Source organism: Streptomyces sp. NPDC093546, from assembly GCF_044765045.1.
In the GTDB taxonomy this organism is placed as follows: domain Bacteria; phylum Actinomycetota; class Actinomycetes; order Streptomycetales; family Streptomycetaceae; genus Streptomyces.
In genome coordinates, this window is sequence record NZ_JBIWJG010000004.1 from 515,996 (window position 1) to 535,027 (window position 19,032).

General features: G+C 71.2%; 14 protein-coding genes. 11 read left to right on the forward strand and 3 right to left on the reverse strand.

The window, feature by feature from the left end:
- The first annotated feature begins 5 nt into the window (after positions 1-5).
- The 9 genes from ACIRNI_RS12000 (at position 6) to ACIRNI_RS12040 (ending at position 11,154) form a co-directional block, all read left to right on the forward strand.
- Positions 6-896 (forward strand): sugar ABC transporter permease, encoded by an 891-nt coding sequence (locus tag ACIRNI_RS12000; protein WP_355360243.1) that lies wholly within the window; start codon positions 6-8, stop codon positions 894-896.
- Positions 893-1,804: a carbohydrate ABC transporter permease gene (locus ACIRNI_RS12005; RefSeq protein WP_403550642.1), complete on the forward strand. Its 912-nt coding sequence runs from the start codon at positions 893-895 to the stop codon at positions 1,802-1,804. The genes ACIRNI_RS12000 and ACIRNI_RS12005 overlap by 4 nt, the downstream gene beginning before the upstream one ends.
- Positions 1,805-1,810: 6 nt before the next feature.
- The gene (locus ACIRNI_RS12010) at positions 1,811-2,965 is read left to right on the forward strand and encodes a Gfo/Idh/MocA family protein (RefSeq protein ID WP_403550644.1); all 1,155 of its coding nucleotides are present in this window, start codon (positions 1,811-1,813) and stop codon (positions 2,963-2,965) included.
- 20 nt (positions 2,966-2,985) lie between these two features.
- Positions 2,986-3,840 (forward strand): PmoA family protein, encoded by an 855-nt coding sequence (locus ACIRNI_RS12015; protein WP_403550646.1) that lies wholly within the window; start codon positions 2,986-2,988, stop codon positions 3,838-3,840.
- Entirely contained in the window at positions 3,837-5,384 is a 1,548-nt protein-coding gene (locus tag ACIRNI_RS12020) for a glycoside hydrolase 43 family protein (protein ID WP_403550648.1), read from the forward strand. Before ACIRNI_RS12015 ends, ACIRNI_RS12020 begins: the two co-directional genes overlap by 4 nt.
- Before the next feature lie 29 nt (positions 5,385-5,413).
- Positions 5,414-7,405 carry a pectinesterase family protein gene (locus ACIRNI_RS12025; protein WP_403550650.1) on the forward strand — a complete coding sequence of 664 codons (1,992 nt, stop codon included), beginning with the start codon at positions 5,414-5,416 and terminating at the stop codon, positions 7,403-7,405.
- A 59-nt stretch (positions 7,406-7,464) separates the two neighbouring features.
- On the forward strand, positions 7,465-8,817 hold the full coding sequence (locus ACIRNI_RS12030) for an ABC transporter substrate-binding protein (protein ID WP_403550652.1): 1,353 nt from the start codon (positions 7,465-7,467) through the stop codon (positions 8,815-8,817).
- Between the two features lie 133 nt (positions 8,818-8,950).
- The gene (locus ACIRNI_RS12035) at positions 8,951-9,805 is read left to right on the forward strand and encodes a rhamnogalacturonan acetylesterase (protein ID WP_403550654.1); all 855 of its coding nucleotides are present in this window, start codon (positions 8,951-8,953) and stop codon (positions 9,803-9,805) included.
- A gap of 26 nt (positions 9,806-9,831) precedes the next feature.
- Positions 9,832-11,154, forward strand: coding sequence for a polysaccharide lyase family 1 protein (locus tag ACIRNI_RS12040; protein ID WP_403550656.1), 1,323 nt, complete (start codon positions 9,832-9,834; stop codon positions 11,152-11,154).
- A gap of 63 nt (positions 11,155-11,217) precedes the next feature.
- Here the strand turns inward: ACIRNI_RS12040 and ACIRNI_RS12045 are convergent, their stop codons facing one another.
- Genes ACIRNI_RS12045 through ACIRNI_RS12055 form a run of 3 tightly spaced genes read right to left on the reverse strand, consistent with a single transcriptional unit; the run spans position 11,218 to position 13,929 of the window.
- Complete coding sequence (locus tag ACIRNI_RS12045) at positions 11,218-12,147, reverse strand: DMT family transporter (protein ID WP_403550657.1); 930 nt, start codon at positions 12,145-12,147, stop codon at positions 11,218-11,220.
- A gap of 31 nt (positions 12,148-12,178) precedes the next feature.
- Complete coding sequence (locus ACIRNI_RS12050; protein ID WP_403550659.1) at positions 12,179-13,345, reverse strand: class I SAM-dependent methyltransferase; 1,167 nt, start codon at positions 13,343-13,345, stop codon at positions 12,179-12,181.
- A complete protein-coding gene (locus ACIRNI_RS12055; protein WP_403550661.1) occupies positions 13,342-13,929 on the reverse strand; it encodes a cysteine dioxygenase in 588 nt (195 codons plus the stop codon). The genes ACIRNI_RS12050 and ACIRNI_RS12055 overlap by 4 nt, the downstream gene beginning before the upstream one ends.
- Before the next feature lie 287 nt (positions 13,930-14,216).
- Between ACIRNI_RS12055 and ACIRNI_RS12060 the strand changes: the two genes are divergently transcribed.
- Both ACIRNI_RS12060 and ACIRNI_RS12065 read left to right on the forward strand, forming a co-directional pair.
- Complete coding sequence (locus tag ACIRNI_RS12060) at positions 14,217-16,643, forward strand: glycoside hydrolase family 9 protein (protein WP_403550663.1); 2,427 nt, start codon at positions 14,217-14,219, stop codon at positions 16,641-16,643.
- A gap of 190 nt (positions 16,644-16,833) precedes the next feature.
- Positions 16,834-18,960 (forward strand): glycoside hydrolase family 6 protein, encoded by a 2,127-nt coding sequence (locus ACIRNI_RS12065; protein WP_403550870.1) that lies wholly within the window; start codon positions 16,834-16,836, stop codon positions 18,958-18,960.
- Positions 18,961-19,032: the final 72 nt, after the last annotated feature.

The following is a 19,032-nucleotide window of genomic DNA, read 5'->3' on the forward strand; positions in this document are numbered from 1 at the left end:
TTGCCATGGCCCACGCCACGGCCGTACCACGCCGGTTGCCGTATCTGCTGATCGCGCCCGCCGCTCTGCTGATGCTCGGCTTCATCGCCTACCCGGTGCTCAGCGTCTTCTACTACAGCCTCCAGCACTACAACGTCACCAAGCCCTGGAAGAACGGCTTCGCCGGCCTCGACAACTTCACCCGGATCTTCACCGAGGACCCACTCTTCTGGTCCACCCTCGGCTTCAGCGCCAAGTGGGTCGTCGTCCAGGTGGGCCTGCAGCTCGCCCTCGGGCTCGTCCTCGCGCTGCTGGTCAACCAGACCTTCGTCGGCCGGGCCTTCGCCCGCGCCCTGGTCTTCTCCCCGTGGGCCGTCTCCGGCGTCCTCACCACCACCATCTGGATGCTGCTCTACAACCCTTCCACCGGGCTGAGCCGCTACCTCGCGGACGCCGGCATCGGCGCGTACGGCACCTCCGTGCTCTCCGACACCGGCACCGTCTTCTGGGCGGCGGTCCTCGCCGAACTCTGGCGCGGCGTGCCCTTCTTCGCCATCCTCATCCTCGCCGACCTCCAGTCCATCCCGAGGGACCTGTACGAGGCGGCGTCGGTCGACGGGGCCGGACGGCTGCGGCAGTTCTTCCACATCACGCTGCCGCACCTGAAGGACGCGATCATCCTCTCCACGCTGCTGCGCGGCGTCTGGGAGTTCAACAACGTCGACCTGCTCTACACGCTCACCGGCGGCGGCCCGGCCGGGGTCACCACGACCCTGCCGCTGATGATCGCCAACACCGGTATCGAGGGCCACGACTTCGGTTACGCCTCCGCGCTGACCACCGTCGCGTTCGTGATCCTCCTCTTCTGCTCGATTCTCTATCTGCGCCTGAGCAAGTTCGGAGGCGACCGCTCATGACCGCCCAACTCGCCGAGAAGGGCACCCGCGCCCCCATGGCCTCGCCCGACGGCCCGCCGCCCCCGTCCCGGTCGCGCGCCCCCAAGCGCGAGCGCGCCTTCGACGACGTACCGCGCTGGCAGATCTACCTCCCGCTCGGGCTGTACCTGCTGTTCACGCTCGTCCCGTTCTACTGGATGCTGCTGTTCGCGGTACGCCCCGCGGGCTCCACCTCCCTCCTGCCGTGGCCGATGACCTTCGACCACTTCGAGAAGGTGTGGACCGAGCGCAGCTTCGGGATCTTCTTCGAGAACAGCATGATCGTCGGCCTGGTGACGCTCGTGACGACCACGCTCGTGGCCCTCTGCGGCGGTTACGCGCTCGCCCGCTTCGACTTCCGCATCAAGAACGGCTTCATGCTGGCGCTGCTGTGCTCGCAGTTCATCCCCGGCGCGCTGATGCTGGTGCCGCTCTTCGAGATCTTCCGCAACCTCCAGATGATCAACTCGCTGGGCAGCGTCATCATCGCCGAGACCGTCTTCCAGCTGCCCCTGTCGATCATCCTCATCAGCGGTTTCATCAAGAACGTGCCGGTCTCCCTGGAGGAGGCCGCCTGGGTGGACGGCTGCTCGCGGCTGCGCGCCTTCCTCGCCGTGGTCCTGCCGCTGCTGCGGCCCGGGCTCATCGCGGTCGGCTCCTTCGCCTTCGTCCACAGCTGGAACCACTTCCTCTTCGCCCTGATGTTCCTCAGCGAACAGGACAAGCAGACGATCCCCGTCGGCCTCAACACCCTCATCGGCGCCGACAGCGTGGACCTGGGCGCGCTCGCGGCGGGCGGTGTCGTCGCGGCCGTACCCGTCGTCATCGTCTTCGCCTTCATCCAGAAGTGGCTGATCACCGGCTTCAGCGCCGGCGCGGTGAAGGGCTGAGCACGGATGAGGAACCCCATCCCGGTGGTGCTGGCGGGCGCCCGCGGCCACGGCCGCTGGCACCTGCTCAACATCCACCGCCTCCAGCGGGCCGGGCTCGTGCGCCTCGCGGGCGTCTGCGAACTGCGCCCCCTCGACGCCGCCGAGCTCGACGGCCTCGGCTCCCCGCTCCAGCCCCCGCTCCAGTCCGACGACTTCGGCGCCCTGCTGGACGCGACGGGCGCCGGCGACGGCGGCATCGCCGTCATCTGCACCCCCATCGACACCCACACCGACCTCGCCCTCACCGCCGCCGCGCGCGGGACGCACATCCTGCTGGAGAAGCCGCCCGCCCCCTCCTTCGCGGAGTTCCGGCGAATGGCCGACGGGGTACGGGCCGCCGGCACCGTCTGCCAGATCGGCTTCCAGTCGCTCGGCTCGCACGCCCTGCCCGCCATCGCCTCGCTGGTCGCCGAGGGCGCCGTCGGGGAGGTCACCGGCATCGGCGCCGCCGGGGCCTGGGCGCGCGACGAGGCGTACTTCCGCCGCTCCCCGTGGGCCGGCAAGCGGCGCCTCGACGACGGCACGGACGTCGTCGACGGCGTGCTCACCAACCCCCTGGCCCACGCCGTCGCCACCGCCCTCGCCCTCGACGGCAGCCCGCACGCCGAGGACGTCGCCGCCATCGAGCTGGAGCTCGCTCGCGCCAACGCCATCGAGGCCGACGACACCTCCTGCGTACGCCTCACCACGGCACGCGGTACCCGCGTCACCGTCGCCGTCACGCTCTGCGCCGAGGAGCCCGGCGAGCCGTACGTCGTCGTCCACGGCACCCGCGGCCGCGTCACCCTCTGGTACAAGCAGGACCGCGTGCTCGTGCAGCGCGCCGGACACGGACCAGCCGAGACCCTCCACGGCCGCACCGACCTGCTGGAGAACCTCGTCGGCCATCTGACCGCCGGCGAGGAGCTGCTGGTCCCGCCCCACCGCACGGGCGCCTTCATGCGGCTCGTCGAAGCCGTCCGCACCGCCCCCGAACCCCGGCAGCTGCCCGCCGGGGCCTGGTACGCCGCACCCGGCGAAAGCGCCCCGCGCCGGGTGGTGAAGGGCATCGACGCGCTCGTCCGGGCCAGCGCCGACACCCTCTCCCTCTTCTCCGAGCTGGAGGCGAATCCCCGATGACTTCCCCGAGCCCTTCCCCCATGTCGTCCCCGACGACGGCCAAGGACCTCGTCCTGCGCTGCGCGGGACGGCCCGTCGGCCGCTACCTCTACCAGCCGGCCGCCCTGGCCCCCGACCTCGCGCCCCGCCCGTACCTCCATCCCGTCACCACCCTCAAGGGCACCCCCGTCACCGAGGAGCTCCCCGACGACCACCTCCACCACCTGGGCGTCTCCGTCGCCGTCCCCGACGTCGCCGGCCGCAACTTCTGGGGCGGGCGCACCTTCGTACGCGGCCGGGGACCGACGGACCTCGACAACCACGGCGAACAGCGCCACGAGGACTGGAAGCTGTGCGACCCGGACGGCTTCATGGAGGACCTGGTCTGGCGCGCCGACGGCCGCGAGCTGCTGCGCGAGCGCCGTACCGTCGCCGCCACCGCACTCACCCCCACCGCCTGGGCGCTGGACTTCACCTACTCCCTCACCAACCCCGGCCCCGACGGCCTCTCCATCGGATCGCCCGCCACCAACGGCCGCCCCGGCGCCGGTTACGGCGGCTTCTTCTGGCGGGCCCCCAAGGGCCCGGCGTCGCCGGGCGTCTTCACCGCCGACGCGGAGGGCGAGCCGGCCGTGCACGGGCGCACCGCCGACTGGCTGGCCCTGGCGGGCCCCGACTGGACGCTCGTCTTCGCCGGAGCCACCGACGCCACCCGCCGCGACCCCTGGTTCGTCCGCACCGAGGAGTACCCCGGCGTCGGCTCCGCGCTCGCCTGGGACACCCGGCTGCCCGTGCCGGCCGGCGCCACGGTCGTCCGCCGCGTGGTGACCGTCGTCGCCGACGGCCCGCTGGAGCGCGACGGGGCCGCCGCCCTCGTACGGAAGGCCCTGTCGTGACCCCACCCGTATGGACGGCGGACCTCGGCGACGGCACCTACCGCAACCCGGTCCTCAACGCCGACTGGTCCGACCCCGACGTCATCGCCGTCGGCGAGGACTTCTACCTCACCGCCTCCAGCTTCGGCCGCGCCCCCGGGCTGCCCCTGCTCCACTCCCGCGACCTCGTCAACTGGTCGCTCCTCGGGCACGCCCTGGACCGGCTGGAGCCGGCCGCCGACTTCGCCGCGCCGCGCCACGACCGCGGGGTGTGGGCGCCGTCCCTGCGCCACGCCGACGGGCGCTTCTGGATCTTCTGGGGCGACCCGGACCACGGGATCTACCAGATCAACGCCGAGCACATCCGGGGCCCGTGGAGCGAGCCGTACCTCCTCAAGGCGGGCAAGGGCCTCATCGACGCCTGCCCCCTGTGGGACGAGGAGACCGGCGAGGCGTACCTCGTCCACGCCTGGGCCAAGTCCCGCTCCGGCGTGAAGAACCGGCTCACCGGCCACCGCATGAGCCGCGACGGCCGCGCCCTCCTCGACGACGGCAAGATCATCGTCGACGGCGACCGCATCCCCGGCTGGTTCACGCTGGAGGGGCCCAAGCTGTACCGGCACGACGGCTGGTTCTGGATCCTCGCCCCGGCCGGGGGAGTGGAGACCGGCTGGCAGGGCGCCTTCCGCTCGCGGGACTTCTTCGGCCCGTACGAGGAGAAGGTCGTGCTCGCCCAGGGCGCCACCGACGTCAACGGGCCCCACCAGGGCGGCTGGGTGCGCAGCGCGGCGGGCGAGGACTGGTTCCTGCACTTCCAGGCGCGCGGCGCGTACGGCAGGGTCGTCCACCTCCAGCCGATGGCGTGGGACGTGGACGACGGCTGGCCGGTGATCGGCGCCGCGGGCGAGCCCGTACGCGTCCACCGCAAGCCCGCAGGACCGCCCCAGCCCGTCGAGGCCCCGGCGACCGACGACGCCTTCCCCGGCGGGCGGTACGGGCGCCAGTGGCAGTGGACCGCGAACCCCGAGCCCGGCTGGACCGTCGCCCACGGCGGCGACGGGCTGCGCCTCGCCTGCGTCCGGACCGAGCACGCCCACGACCTGCGCCTCCTGCCGAACGTCCTCACGCAGCGGCTGCCCGCCGAGACGTTCACCGCCGAGGTGACCCTGGCCCTGGAGTCCGCGGAACCGGGGGCCCGCGCCGGGCTCGCCGTCCTGGGCGACGCCTTCTCGTGGATCGGGCTGGAGCGGGGCGGCCAGGGCGAACTGCGGCTGGTCCACCGGTTCGCCGAGCCGGTCGCCGAGCGGGAACGGGACGCGGCGCACGCGCGCGTGGTGCCGGTTGCCGGCGGCGGGCGGGTACGGCTGCGCGTCGAGGTGTCGCCGGGCGCGCGCTGCCGGTTCTCGTACGACACCGGCACCGGGGAGGGCCGGCGGCCCTCCGGCCAGGTCTTCGCCGCCACGCCCTGGCGCTGGGTGGGAGCCCTGCTCGGCCTGTTCGCGGTGGCGCCCCCGGGACAGGGCGACGCCGGGACGGCCACGTTCACCGAGTTCCACGTCAGCTGATCTCTTCCTGCACGTCGATGGGAGCCGCCATGCCGTACCCGCGCAGCAAGCGCTTGCCAAGCAGGGCCCTGGCCGCGGTCGCCGCCCTCGCGGCCGCGCTCGGTCTGGGCGCGATCGCCCCGGCCGAGGCCGCGCCCGCGCCCGCCCCCGTACAGCAGCACGCCAACCGGCACTGGGCCGACGAACCCCACGGATTCGCCTCCCTCGCCGGCGGCACCACCGGCGGCAAGGGCGGCAAGGTCGTCACCGTACGCACCCAGGCCGACCTGGCGAAGTACGCGGGCGCCGCCGAGCCGTACGTCATCCGCGTCGCGGGCGCGATCGACGTCGAGCCGTTCGGATCGTCCATCACCGTCGCCTCCGACAAGACCATCGTCGGCGTCGGCACGAGCGGCGAGATCGTCCACGGCGAGCTCCAGCTCAAGCCCGGCACGCACAACGTCATCATCCGCAACCTCACCATCCGCGACTCGTACGTCGAGGGCGACTGGGACGGCAAGACCAGCGACTTCGACGCCATCCAGATGGACTCCGTCCACCACGTCTGGATCGACCACAACCGCTTCACGCGCATGGGCGACGGGCTGCTGGACGTCCGCAAGGACAGCCAGTACGTCACCGTCTCCTACAACCGCTTCGACACCCACAACAAGGCGTTCGGCATCGGCTGGACCGAGAACGTCACCACCCAGATCACCATCGACCACAACTGGTTCAGCGGCACCAAGCAGCGCAACCCGTCCGCCGACAACTGCGCCTACGCCCACCTCTACAACAACTACCTCTCCGCGCAGGTCGCGGACGGCGACCCCGTCTGGTCGTACGGCACCTATGCCCGCGGCCGGACCCGGATGGTCATCGAGAACAGCTTCTACGAGGACGTCCAGCACCCCTACCAGGCCGACGCCACCGCGGAGTTGGTCGAGCGCGGCTCGATCCTGCGCGACACGACCGGCCGCCGGGACGAGTGGGGGTCCGCCTTCGACCCGCGCGCCTTCTACGCCTACCGGCTCGACCCGGCCGCCGCCGTGCCCGCCCTGGTGAAGCGTTTCGCCGGCCCGCAGAAGACCATCGGTGTCGACACCGTGCTGGACGTGCCGGCCGCGTACCCCACCGTCCAGGCGGCCGTGGACGCCGTGCCGGCCGGAAACGACGGGCTCGTGACGGTGCGGATCGCGCCGGGGACGTACCGCGAGAAGGTCCGCGTCCCCGCCGACAAGCCGAGGATCGCCCTGGCCGGGACGGGCCGGGACCGGGCGGACACGGTGATCGTGTACGACACGCCGAACGCGTACGGGGGGTCCAGCGCCAGCGCCACCGTGCTGATCGCCGCCTCCGACGTCTCGGCCCGCAACCTCACCTTCGTCAACGACTTCGACGAGGCGGCGGTCGAGCTGAGCGCCGAGCAGGCGCTGGCGATGAAGACCACCGGCGACCGGATCGTCTTCGAGAACACCGCCTTCAAGGGCAACCAGGACACCCTGATGACCGACAGCCCCCGGCTGGACGCCATCAGCCGGGTCTACATCCGCGACTCGTACATCGAGGGCGACGTCGACTTCGTCTACGGACGGGCGACCACGGTCATCGAGGGTTCGCTGATCCGGGCGCTGAGCCGCGGCTCCACCACGAACAACGGGTACGTCACCGCCGCCAGCACCTGGAAGGACAACCCGTACGGCTTCCTCATCACCCGCTCCCGCGTCGTCAGCGACGCCCCGGCCGGCTCCTTCCACCTCGGCCGGCCCTGGCACCCGGGCGGCAACCCGGACGCGATCGGTCAGGTCCTCTTCCGGGAGACGGAGCTGCCCGCCGCGATCAAGGCGTCGCCGTGGACCGACATGGGCGGCTTCTCGTGGAAGGACGCCCGCTTCAGCGAGTACCGCACGTACGGACCGGGCGCCGCCGTCACCGCCGACCGTCCGCAGATGTCCGACGCCGACGCGGCCCGCCACGAGGTCGCCGACTACCTCGCGGGCCGGGACGGCTGGGCCCCGCACCGCTCCCCGCGACTTCCGTGACACCCGTGATTCCTGCGATTCCCGTGACTCCCGCACGCACCGAGAGAGAAGAGCCGACCATGACCAAGCCACACCACAGCACCGGCCGCAGCACCAGACGTACGGCGGTCGCCGCCGTGTCCCTGACCGCGGTGCTCGCCCTCACCGCCACCGCGTGCGGTGACGACGGCACCGGCGGCAGCGGCGGCGAGGGCTCCGGCACGGGCACGATCACCTTCTGGGACAACAACGGCGGCGTCCGCACTGCCGTCTGGCAGGAGATCATCAAGGACTTCGAGGCGAAGAACCCGGACATCAAGGTCAAGTACGTCCCCGTCCCGAGCGAGGACGTGCAGTCCAAGTACGACACCGCCATCGCGGGCGGCGGCCTGCCGGACGTCGGCGGCGTCGGCGCGGCCTACCTCGCGAACATGGTCGCCCAGAACGCCCTGGACCCGGTCGGCGACCGCATCGAGGACTCCTCCCTCAAGGGCAAGCTGGTGGAGACGATGGTCGACTCGGTCAAGTCGGCCGGCGGGCGCGGCGACGAGCTGTACTCCGTGCCCACCTCCGCCAGCAACGGCACGCTCTACTACCGCACCGACCTGTTCAAGGCGGCGGGTCTGGAGCCGCCGACGACCTGGGACCGGTTCTACGCGGCGGCCGAGAAGCTCACCGACGCCAAGAGCAACAAGTTCGGCTACACGATCCGAGGCGGGTCCGGGTCCATCGCCCAGGCGCTGGACGCCATGTACGGGCAGTCGGGCATCACCTCCTTCTGGGAGGGCGACAAGACCACCGTCAACGACCCGAAGAACGTGGCGGCGCTGGAGAAGTACGTCGGCCTGTACAAGAAGACGACGCCCGCGGCGGACGTCAACAACGACTTCAAGAAGATGGTCGCGCAGTTCGACACCGGCACCATCGGCATGCTCAGCCACAACCTCGGCTCCTACACCGACCACGTGAAGTCGCTCGGGAAGGACAAGTTCGCCGGCATCCCGAACCCCGTCGGCCCGGACGGCAAGCGCGTCCAGGTCTCCAACCCGGTGGACGGCCTCGGCCTCTTCAGGACCAGCAAGAACAAGGCCGCGGCGTGGAAGTTCATCGAGTTCGCCGTCTCGCACGAGTCCAACAGCAAGTGGAACGCCTCCGCCGGCGCCATCCCGGCCAACAAGGACGCCCAGGCCGACCCGTGGCTGGGGGACGCCGAGGCGACGAAGCTCGGCGCGCAGGCACTCACCGACGGCTCCACCAAGATCGTGGAACTGCCGTACTACCTCCCCGACTGGAACAAGATCAGCAAGGCCGACAACGAGCCGAACTTCCAGAAGGTGCTGCTCGGCCAGATGACCGCCAAGCAGTTCCTGGACACGCTCGCGAAGCAGCTCGACACGGCGCGCGCCGAGTGGAACGAGCAGAACAAGAGCTGAGCCGGTTGTCCGGTCCGGCCCCTGAACCGGCCGGTGGCGGTGACCAGGTCGCGCCCCCCGCCACCGGCCGCTCCACCCCCTGTCCCTCCTCTCCCCCCTCTCCGCATCGCCGTACGAGAGTGAGCACGCACCCATGTCCCTGAGCCGCAGACAGACCGTGCAGTCCGTGGCGGCGCTCGCCGCCTCCCTGCCGCTGGTGCCCGCCGCCGCGGGGGAGGCCCGGGCCCAGCCCCTGCCCCGCCCCCGGCCGCGCACCCTCCACATCGCCGGAGACTCCACCGCCGCGCAGAAGTACGCGGACGCCGCGCCCGAGACGGGGTGGGGCATGGCGCTCCCCTTCTTCCTCACGCCCGGCCTCGCCGTCGCCAACCACGCCGTCAACGGCCGCAGTTCGAAGAGCTTCATCGACGAAGGGCGCCTCGCCGCCGTCCTGGAGGCGCTGCGCCCCGGCGACGACCTGCTCGTCCAGTTCGGCCACAACGACCAGAAGTCCGCCGACCCCACCCGCTACACCGAGCCGTGGACCACCTACCAGGACCACCTGCGCCAGTACGTGACCGGCGCCCGAGCGCGCGGGGCCCGGCCGGTGCTGCTGACCTCCGTCGAGCGGCGGAAGTTCGACGCGTCGGGCCGTCCCGTGCCCACGCACGGCGCGTACCCGGCGGCCATGCGGGCGCTGGCCGCCGAGGAGGGCGTCACCCTCGTCGACGTACAGGAGGCGAGTCTCGCCGAGTGGCGCAGGCTCGGCCCCGAGCCGTCCAAGGAGTACTTCCTGTGGCTCGCGCCGGGCGAGTCCCCGAACTTCCCGGACGGCGAGCAGGACAACACCCACTTCCGGCCGCGCGGCGCCATCGAGGTGGCGCGGCTCGTGGCCGCGGGCCTGCGGGCGGCCGGGGTGCTGGAACCGCGACACGTGCGGCGGCTGGAGGACCCCGTACCCGCCGAGTGGATCGGCTGGCCCGAGCCCGCGACCTCCCCCCAGACATGACATGAGATGACAGGACAGGAGCCGCAATGCGTCCCTACAGATCCGCGCCGGTGCTCGCCGGATGCGCCGCCCTGGTGCTCGCCCTGACGGGTACGGGCACGGCACACGCCACCGCCGCGACGCACGCCGCCGCCGTGCCCGGGCCCCGCGACCTCGCCCGCCAGACCCTCCCGGCCGGTGACGGCTGGGCCTCCGAGGGCGCGGGCACCACGGGCGGGGCCGCCGCGGCGCCCGAGCACGTGTACACCGTCACCACCTGGGCCCGGTTCAAGGCCGCGCTCGCCGCCGACACGGGCGGCGCCCCGAGGATCATCCGGGTGGTGGGCACCTTGAACGCCACCGAGGGCGGCTGCGCGTCCTTCGAGGCCGACGGGTACGACTTCGAGCGGTACCTCGCCGACTACGACCCGGCGGTGTGGGGCCGCGACACTCCCGTCAGCGGCCCCCAGGAGGAGCTGCGCGCCGCCTCCGCCAAGAAGCAGGCCGCCTCCATCAAGGCCGCCGTCCCCGCCCGCACCACCATCGTGGGCGTCGGTGACGACGCCGGCATCACCGGCGGCAGCCTCCAGATCCAGCACGTCGACGACGTCATCGTCCGCAACCTCACCCTGGAGAGCCCCCTCGACTGCTTCCCGCAGTGGGACCCGACGGACGGCGCCACCGGAGCCTGGAACTCCGAGTACGACGCGATGGTCGTGTACGGCTCCACCCATGTGTGGATCGACCACAACACCTTCACCGACGGCCGGTACCCCGACAGCTCCCTGCCCCACTACTACGGCGAGGTGTACCAGCAGCACGACGGCGAACTGGACATCGTGCGGGGCGCCAACCACATCACCGCCTCCTGGAACGTGTTCGCCGACCACGACAAGACCCTGATGATCGGCAACAGCGACAGTGCGGCCGCCACAGACGCCGGGAAGCTCAAGGTGACGCTCCACCACAATCTCTTCAGCGGTGTCGTCGAGCGCGCGCCGCGCGTCCGCTTCGGCCAGGTCGACGCGTACAACAACCACCACGTGGTGAGGAAGGGGCAGCCCTACGCGTACACCTTCGGCATCGGGCACGAGTCGCGGCTCCACGCCGAGAAGAACTCCTTCAGCCTGCCGGCGGGCGTCAGCGCGGCGCGGATCCTGAAGAAGTGGAAGGAGGCCCCGGTGACGGCCGTCGGCAATTACGTCAACGGCCGGCCGGTCGACCTCATCGCCGTCCACAACGCGGAGATACCGGGCGAGACCCTGACGCCGGGGGCGGGCTGGACCCCGACCCTGCGGGCGAGGGTCGACGACCCGCGTGCCCTTCCCGGACTCGTCACGGCGCGAGCGGGGGCGGGCCGGCTCCGCTGATCCCGGCCTCCTTCTCCGGGCGGCCGCCGTGCGGGGCGGGACGCCCGGAGAGGGAGGCCACCCTCAGGCCTCGACGGGTTCGTGGAGGGGGCCGTTCGACGCGTCGGTGCGCGAGGACCGGTTCCGCCGCCGGGTGATCCCGGCCACCGCCCCGAGGATCAGCACGGTACCCACGACGTGCTGCCAGGTGATGCGCTCGTCCGCCAGCCACGCACCCAGGAGCAGCGCGATGACGGGGGTGACGAAGGCGTACGCGGACGTACGCGTGGGACCCCAGGCCCGCAGCAGGTACGTGTAGGCGGTGAAGCCGAGCACGGACCCCACGAGGACGAGATAGCCCCAGCTCAGCCAGGTGGACGGGGCTTCCGGCAGCGGATGCTCCAGGATCCGTCCGCCCTCCAGGAGGAACGCGAACGGCAGGAGGAGCAGACCGCCCACCAGGTTCTCGAACGCGGACATGAGCGCCGAGGGGTAGCGGGAGAGCACATCCCCTCCGTACACCGCCGCCCAGTCGTACACGAGCGTGCCCACGACGATCGCGAGGGCCGCGAGCGCCTTGCGGAGCGACCAGTCGCTGCTGGTCTGCCCGTAGAGGAGCAGCACCACACCGCAGAGCCCGATGCCGAGCGAGGCCCACTGCGTCCGGCCGATCACCTCACGGGTCATCAGCGCCGCGAAGAAGAACAGCCCGATCGGGACGAACCCCTGGACGATGACCCCGGCGGTTCCCGACTCGACGTACTGCTCGCCCCAGAAGATCAGCCCGAAGCACACGCTGATGGCGGCGAAGGACATCACCATCAGCGGCCTGATGTCGGAGCGGGCGATCGGTTTCCAGCCGCCGAGCCACCGCGCGAGCAGCAGCAGGATCAGCCCCGCCACGACGAAGCGCGTGGCGGCGAACCAGAGCGGGGGCATCGCGGTGACCCCGACCCGGATCGCGATCCAGGTGCTTCCCCATGCGATGCAGAGGGTGGTGAAGACCAGCCACACGAAGGCGGTGCTCCTTCCCCCTCCGCCCCGCTCAGGCATGAGGGGGGCGCTTGCGCAGCGCCAGCACGCTGGTGCTGCCGAACGCCTCGGTACGGCTGCTCAGGTCGGCCGCGAGCGTGAAGCCGTGCGCGTTCATCTCGTCGATCAGCTCGGCTGTCGGGCTCTCCTTGTACGGCACCAGCGGCAGCATCAGCTCCGTGGTGCTGCCGTCCTCCAGGCGGATGCGCCGCGGGATGACCCGCCCGGGGACCACCGGGCCCACCGACTCGTAGTCCGGTACCGAGAAGAACCCGTCGAGCCACCGCTCCCGGCAGTGCGCCACCAGGAACAGGCCGTCGGGGGCGAGGAGTTCGTGCACCCGCTTCAGGTGCGCGGAGCGGAGGTCGCTGTCCGGGATCATGTGCAGGCAGCCCATGTTGATCGCGAGGTCGAACCGCTGCCGGGGCAGGTCCGCCAGGACGCAGATGTCCCGTTCGAGGAACGTCGGCCCCACCCCCTGGGCGGCGGCCCGCTCCCGTGCCTTGGTGAGCGCGGGGCGGGCGACGTCGACGCCGACCACGTCGAAGCCCCGTCCGGCCAGGTAGTTCGAGTCGCGGCCCTCGCCGCAGCCCAGATCGATGACGGAGCAGGGCTCGACGCCCATGACCTCCAGGGCGTGCACCAGCGCCTCGTTGGGCTCGGGCGGCTCCCAGAGCGGCGCGCCGGCCTCGTAGACCCGGGCGTACCGGTCGGAGTACCCGTAGTAGTAGTCGGGCAGCGCGGGGACCTCCGCGAGGCGCGGAAGCGACTCCGGCTGCTCCTTCAGGGCGCCGGGTACGTTCGACACCTCCACGACCACGGCGGTGTCCGTATGGGCACTCGGCCGGACTCCGGCCGCCACGCCGTGGACGAGCCGGCGCACCTGCCCTTCGCCCACGACCTCGCCCGAGGCCTCGTCGGCGAGCGTGACGAGCTCCACCCGGCCGGAGACGACGATGAGGAACGCCTCGTCGGAGACGGTGAAGCACACCGGCCCGGCGATACATCGCCGGGCGACCGTCCTGCCGTCCGGCAGACATCGGGCCTCCTCCAGGCCGGCGAAGGAGTCGGTGTCCACGGAACCCGTGGCCAGGGTGGAGCGCAGCTCGCTCCAGGCCGTGTCGGGAGCGAGGACGCTCTTCAGCGAGATCGCGTGGTGCACGCGGGGCGCCGTGGTCACGACAGGGCCTCTTCTCGGACGGTCCGGGTGCGGCTGAGCTTGATCTCCTGGACGAGCTGGCGTTGTTCCTCGGGCCACCACGCGCCGCAGTCGTCGCTCACGACGCAGGCGGCGCAGCGCTCGAGGTCGTAGACGCGCATGCCGGTGATGGGCGGCGCGTAGAGGTGGAGGGTCACCGTCAGGTCGTCCGTCGGGTTCTCCATGCTGTGGATCATGCCGCGGGGCGCGAAGTACCGGGAGCCGCACTGCTCGTCGCGGGTGAGGAAGGAGACCGGGATGTCGTCCTGATCGAGGGTGTAGAGGGTGTGCCGGACGGTTCCCGCCATGACGTTGATCCACCCGAAGGAGTGGCCGTGGTCGTGCGGGGCGCAGGGGCGGTGGGACGCCCAGTTCATGGCGAGGATCTCGATGTCCCCGGTGGCATACAGCTTCTTGCGCCCGTAGGGGTAGACGCCCGGGTCGCCCGCGTAGGGCAGGATCTCGTCCAGCGAGGCGTCGATGCTCTCCCAGGCCTCCCGGAGCTCGTGCGGGCCCGGTCGTCGCAGGGAGCCGAATGTGCTTGATATGCGCTCGATTAACTGCATGAGGGGTCAACCTTTCGCGCGCAGCGTTGAGTTGGGTGTCAAGCGGGGAAAGGCCATCAGTCCCACCGAGGGGCAGTCAAGTCCCTTTTCGGAAGCGCTCCCGACAGAAGAATTTTCGGTCGGGACCCCGGGTGGCGCTCCGTCCGCGGGAGCCGTCGCGGCGATCGGATCCTGTCGGGGAGGTTGACACCTCCTGTGGCTCCTGGCTTCATGAACAGCGCGCTATTGGGAGCGCTCCCACAACTGAACGTGCTTCTCGTTCCCGTACTCCGGCAGAAGGGCACACAGTGGGACAGTCACCACCGAGGAAGGCCGGGCGCCCGCGCGGGCCGCTCCGGCGTGTCAGGGCGCACGCCGCCGCCGTCGTCACGGTCGGGTTACTGGGCGCGGCCGGACCCGCCGGGTGGGCGGCGACCGAGCCGGGGACGGCCGCCGACGCCGCCTCCGCCTCCGCCGCCCCCGCCTTCAACTACGGCGAGGCGCTCCAGAAGTCGTTCCTCTTCTACGAGGCCCAGCAGTCCGGCAAGCTCCCCGACACCAACCGCGTCGGCTGGCGCGGCGACTCCGGCCTCGACGACGGCAAGGACGTCGGCCTGGACCTGACCGGCGGCTGGTACGACGCCGGTGACCACGTGAAGTTCGGCCTGCCCATGGCCTTCTCCGCGACGATGCTCGCCTGGGGCGGGGTGGCGGAGAAGGAGGCGTACACCTCCTCCGGCCAGCTGCCGTACCTGAAGAACAGCCTCCGCTTCGTCAACGACTACTTCCTCAAGGCCCACCCCACCCCGAACGTCCTCTACGGCCAGATCGGCAACGGCGCCGAGGACCACAAGTGGTGGGGCCCCGCCGAGGTCATGCCGATGGCGCGCCCCGCCTACAAGATCGACGCCTCCTGTCCGGGCTCGGACCTCGCCGGCCAGACCGCCGCCGCGATGGCCGCCTCCTCCCTGGTCTTCAGGGACGGCGACCCGGCCTACGCCGACAAGCTGGTCACGCACGCCAAGCAGCTGTACGCCTTCGCCGACACCTACCGGGGCAAGTACAGCGACTGCATCACGGACGCGAAGGCGTACTACAACTCCTGGAGCGGCTACCACGACGAGCTCGTGTGGGGCGCGGTCTGGCTCCACAAGGCCACCGGCGACGCCGCCTACCTCGCCAAGGCGGAGACGTACTACGACAACCTCTCCACCGAGCCGCAGACCACCACCCGCTCCTATCGGTGGACCCTCTCCTGGGACGACAACTCCTACGGCGCCTACGTGCTGCTCGCCCAGCTCACCGGCAAGCGGAAGTACGTCGACGACGCCAACCGCTGGCTCGACTGGTGGACCGTCGGCGTGAACGGCCAGCGCGTGCGCTACTCGCCCGGCGGCCAGGCCGTCCTCGACAGCTGGGGCTCCCTGCGGTACGCGGCGAACACCGCCTTCGCGGCGCTCCAGTACTCCGACTGGCTGAAGCAGACCGGTGACAGCGAGCGCGTGACGCGGTACCACGACTTCGCGGTACGGCAGATCGGCTACGCGCTCGGCGACAACCCGCGCAAGTCCAGTTACGTCGTCGGCTTCGGCGCCAACCCGCCGACCAAGCCGCACCACCGCACGGCCCACGGCTCGTGGTCCGACCAGATCAACAACCCGGTCGAGAGCAGGCACACGCTGTACGGCGCGCTGGTCGGCGGGCCGAGCGCACCGGACGACGCGTACACCGACGACCGGTCGAACTACGTGAACAACGAGGTCGCCACCGACTACAACGCGGCCTTCACCGGCGCGCTCGCCCGCCTGTACGCCGAGTACGGCGGAACCCCGCTCGCCGACTTCCCGAAGGCCGAGCAGCCCGACGGGCCGGAGGTCCTCGTCCAGGCGTCGGTGAACTCGACCGGGCCGAACCACACCGAGATCAAGGCGTACCTCGTCAACAAGTCGGCGTGGCCGGCGCGGGCGCTGACCGACGCCTCGCTGCGCTACTACTTCACCCTGGAACCGGGCGTCACCCCGGACCAGATCAGCTACACCACCAACTACAACCAGTGCGGCCGGGTCAGCGGGCCCACGCAGTACAAGGACAACGTGTACTACGTGACCGTGGACTGCTCGGAGGCCACCATCGCCCCGGCGGGGCAGTCGGCGTACCGCAAGGAGGTGCAGTTCCGGATCAGCTCGGCGGGCGCGTGGAACCCCGCCAACGACTGGTCGTACCCGTCCTCCGCGACGACGCCCGGGTCCACGCCGGTGGACGCGCCGAACATCGTGTTGATGGAGGGCGCGCAGAAGCAGTGGGGCGCCACGCCGGACGGTACGACCCCGACTCCGACCCCCACGCCCACCCCGTCCCCGACCCCCACGCCCACCCCGTCCCCGACCCCCACGCCCACCCCGTCCCCGACCCCCACGCCCACCCCGACTCCGACGCCCGGCTGTACGGCCGACCTCAAGGTCACCAACTCCTGGTCCGGCGGTTTCCAGGCCGAGGTCACCGTCAAGAACGGCTCCACCACGCCGCTGAGCGGCTGGTCGGTGGCCTGGGACCTCGCCGGGACAACGGTGACGAACATCTGGAACGGCGCCCTGAGCACGGCGGCGGGCCGCGCCACCGTCCGCAACGTCGCCTACAACGGCGCCGTGGCACCGGGCGCGTCCGTCTCGTTCGGGTTCACCGCCACGGGAAGCCCGTATGCCCCCGGTTCCTTCGGGACTTGTCATGTCCATTGACAGAAAGGCCCCCCGCTGATTCATTGCTTGTAAATGGGAGCGCTCCCATCGCGACCCGCTCCCGTCCCTGCCCCCGCACCCTTCTGAAAAGGGAGATCCGTACGTGACGCACGTGACGCACGAGACACGCAAGGGAAAGCGGCACAAGCGGCGGCGCACCGCCGTGGCCGCCGCCACCGCCACCACCCTCATGCTCGGCCTGGCCGGCCTCCTCGGCTCCGCGCCGGCGGCGGCCGCGGCCGAGGCCCACGTCGACAACCCGTTCACCGGCGCCTCCTTCTACGTCAACCCGGACTACGCCCGCTTGGTCGACGGCTCCATCGCGCAGACCAGCGACACGGCGCTCAAGGCCAAGATGGAGAAGGTCAAGACCTATCCGACCGCCGTCTGGCTGGACCGCATCGCCGCCATCCACGGCGGCGAGGTCAACGCGGGCCGCAAGAGCCTCGCCGACCACCTCGACCTGGCCCTCGCCCAGAAGAAGCCCGGCCAGCCGCTCGTCGCCACCTTCGTCGTGTACGACCTCCCGGGCCGCGACTGCGCCGCACTCGCCTCCAACGGTGAACTTCCCCTCACCGCCGCGGGCCTGGCGCGCTACAAGACCGAGTACATCGACGCCATCGCCTCGGTCTTCGCCAACCCCAAGTACCAGGACATCCGCATCACTACCGTCATCGAGCCGGACGGCCTGCCCAACCTGGTCACCAACCTCGCCGACCCCGAGTGCGCCCAGGCCAAGAGCAGCGGGATCCAGGTCGACGCCATCCGGTACGCCCTGAACAAGCTGCACGCCATCCCGAACGTCTACACGTACATGGACTTCGCCCACTCCGGCTGGCTCGGCTGGGACAACAACCTCTCCCAGACCACCCAGCTGTACACGGACGTCGTCAAGGGCACGACGGCCGGTCTGGCGAGCGTGGACGGCCTGATCACCAACGTCTCCAACTACACGCCGCTCGCGGAGCCGTTCCTCACCGACCCGAACAAGACGGTCGGCGGCAACATGATCAAGTCGGGCAAGTACTACGAGTGGAACCCGAACTTCGACGAGTCCGACTTCACCAAGGCGATCCACAGCGCCCTGGTCTCCCAGGGCTGGCCGGCGTCCACCGGCATGGTCGTCGACACCTCCCGCAACGGCTGGGGTGGCGCCGCGCGGCCGACCGCGGAGTCCACGAGCACCGTCCTCGACACGTACGTCACCCAGTCCAAGGTGGACCGCCGCACGCACCGCGGGCTGTGGTGCAACGTGAACGGCGCCGGCATCGGGCAGCCGCCGCAGGCCTCGCCCGCCGGCTACCCGGACTCGCACCTCGACGCGTTCCTCTGGATCAAGCCGCCGGGGGAGTCGGACGGCGCCAGCAAGGACATCCCGAACGAGGAGGGCAAGCGCCCGGACCCGATGTGCAACCCGGCCTACACGGCGCCCAACGCGGGCAACAACCCCACCGGCGCCATGCCCGACGCGCCGCTGGCCGGACACTGGTTCCACAACCAGTTCGCGATGCTGGTCCAGAACGCCCACCCGGCCATCGGCGGCGGTGACACGCCTCCTCCCGTGGACACCACCGCACCCACCGTGCCGACCGGCCTGACCAGCCCGGCGAAGACGTCCTCCTCCGTGACCCTGTCGTGGACGGCGTCGACCGACAACGTGGGTGTGAGCGGGTACGACGTGTACCGGGCCGGTACGAAGGTGAACGCGGCGCCCGTGACCGGGACGAGCTACACCGACACGGGCCTGGCGGCCTCGACGGCGTACAGCTACACCGTGCGGGCGCGTGACGCGGCGGGCAACGTCTCGGCCGCCTCCGCGGCCCTGTCCGTCACCACCTCGGCGGGCGGCGGCGACCCCACGCCCACCGGCGGGGTGAAGGTCCGCTACAAGAACAACGACTCCTCGGCGACGGACAACGCCATCCGGCCCTCGCTCCAGGTGGCGAACACGGGCACCTCGGCGGTGGACCTGAGCACGGTGTCGCTGCGCTACTACTTCACCCGCGACGGTTCGGCTTCCGTCAACGCCTACTGCGACTACGCGGCGGTCGGCTGCTCGCAGGTGAAGCTGCGCGTGGTGCCGCTGAGCACGCCGGTGGCGGGTGCGGACGCGTACCTGGAGGTGTCCTTCGCGGCGGGTTCGCTGGCCGCCGGGCGGGACACCGGTGACATCCAGCTGCGCATGGCCAAGTCGGACTGGTCCAACTTCAACGAGGCCGACGACTACAGCCGTTCGACGGTGACCGCGTACGCCGACGCCCCCGCGGTACCCGCGTACACCGGCACCACCCTCGCCTGGGGCGCGCCCCCGGCCTGATCCCGCCAGACCCCTGTCCGCCCCGCCCTGTTGGACGTGCCGGGCCGGGCGGACAGGTTCCACTCACCGCAC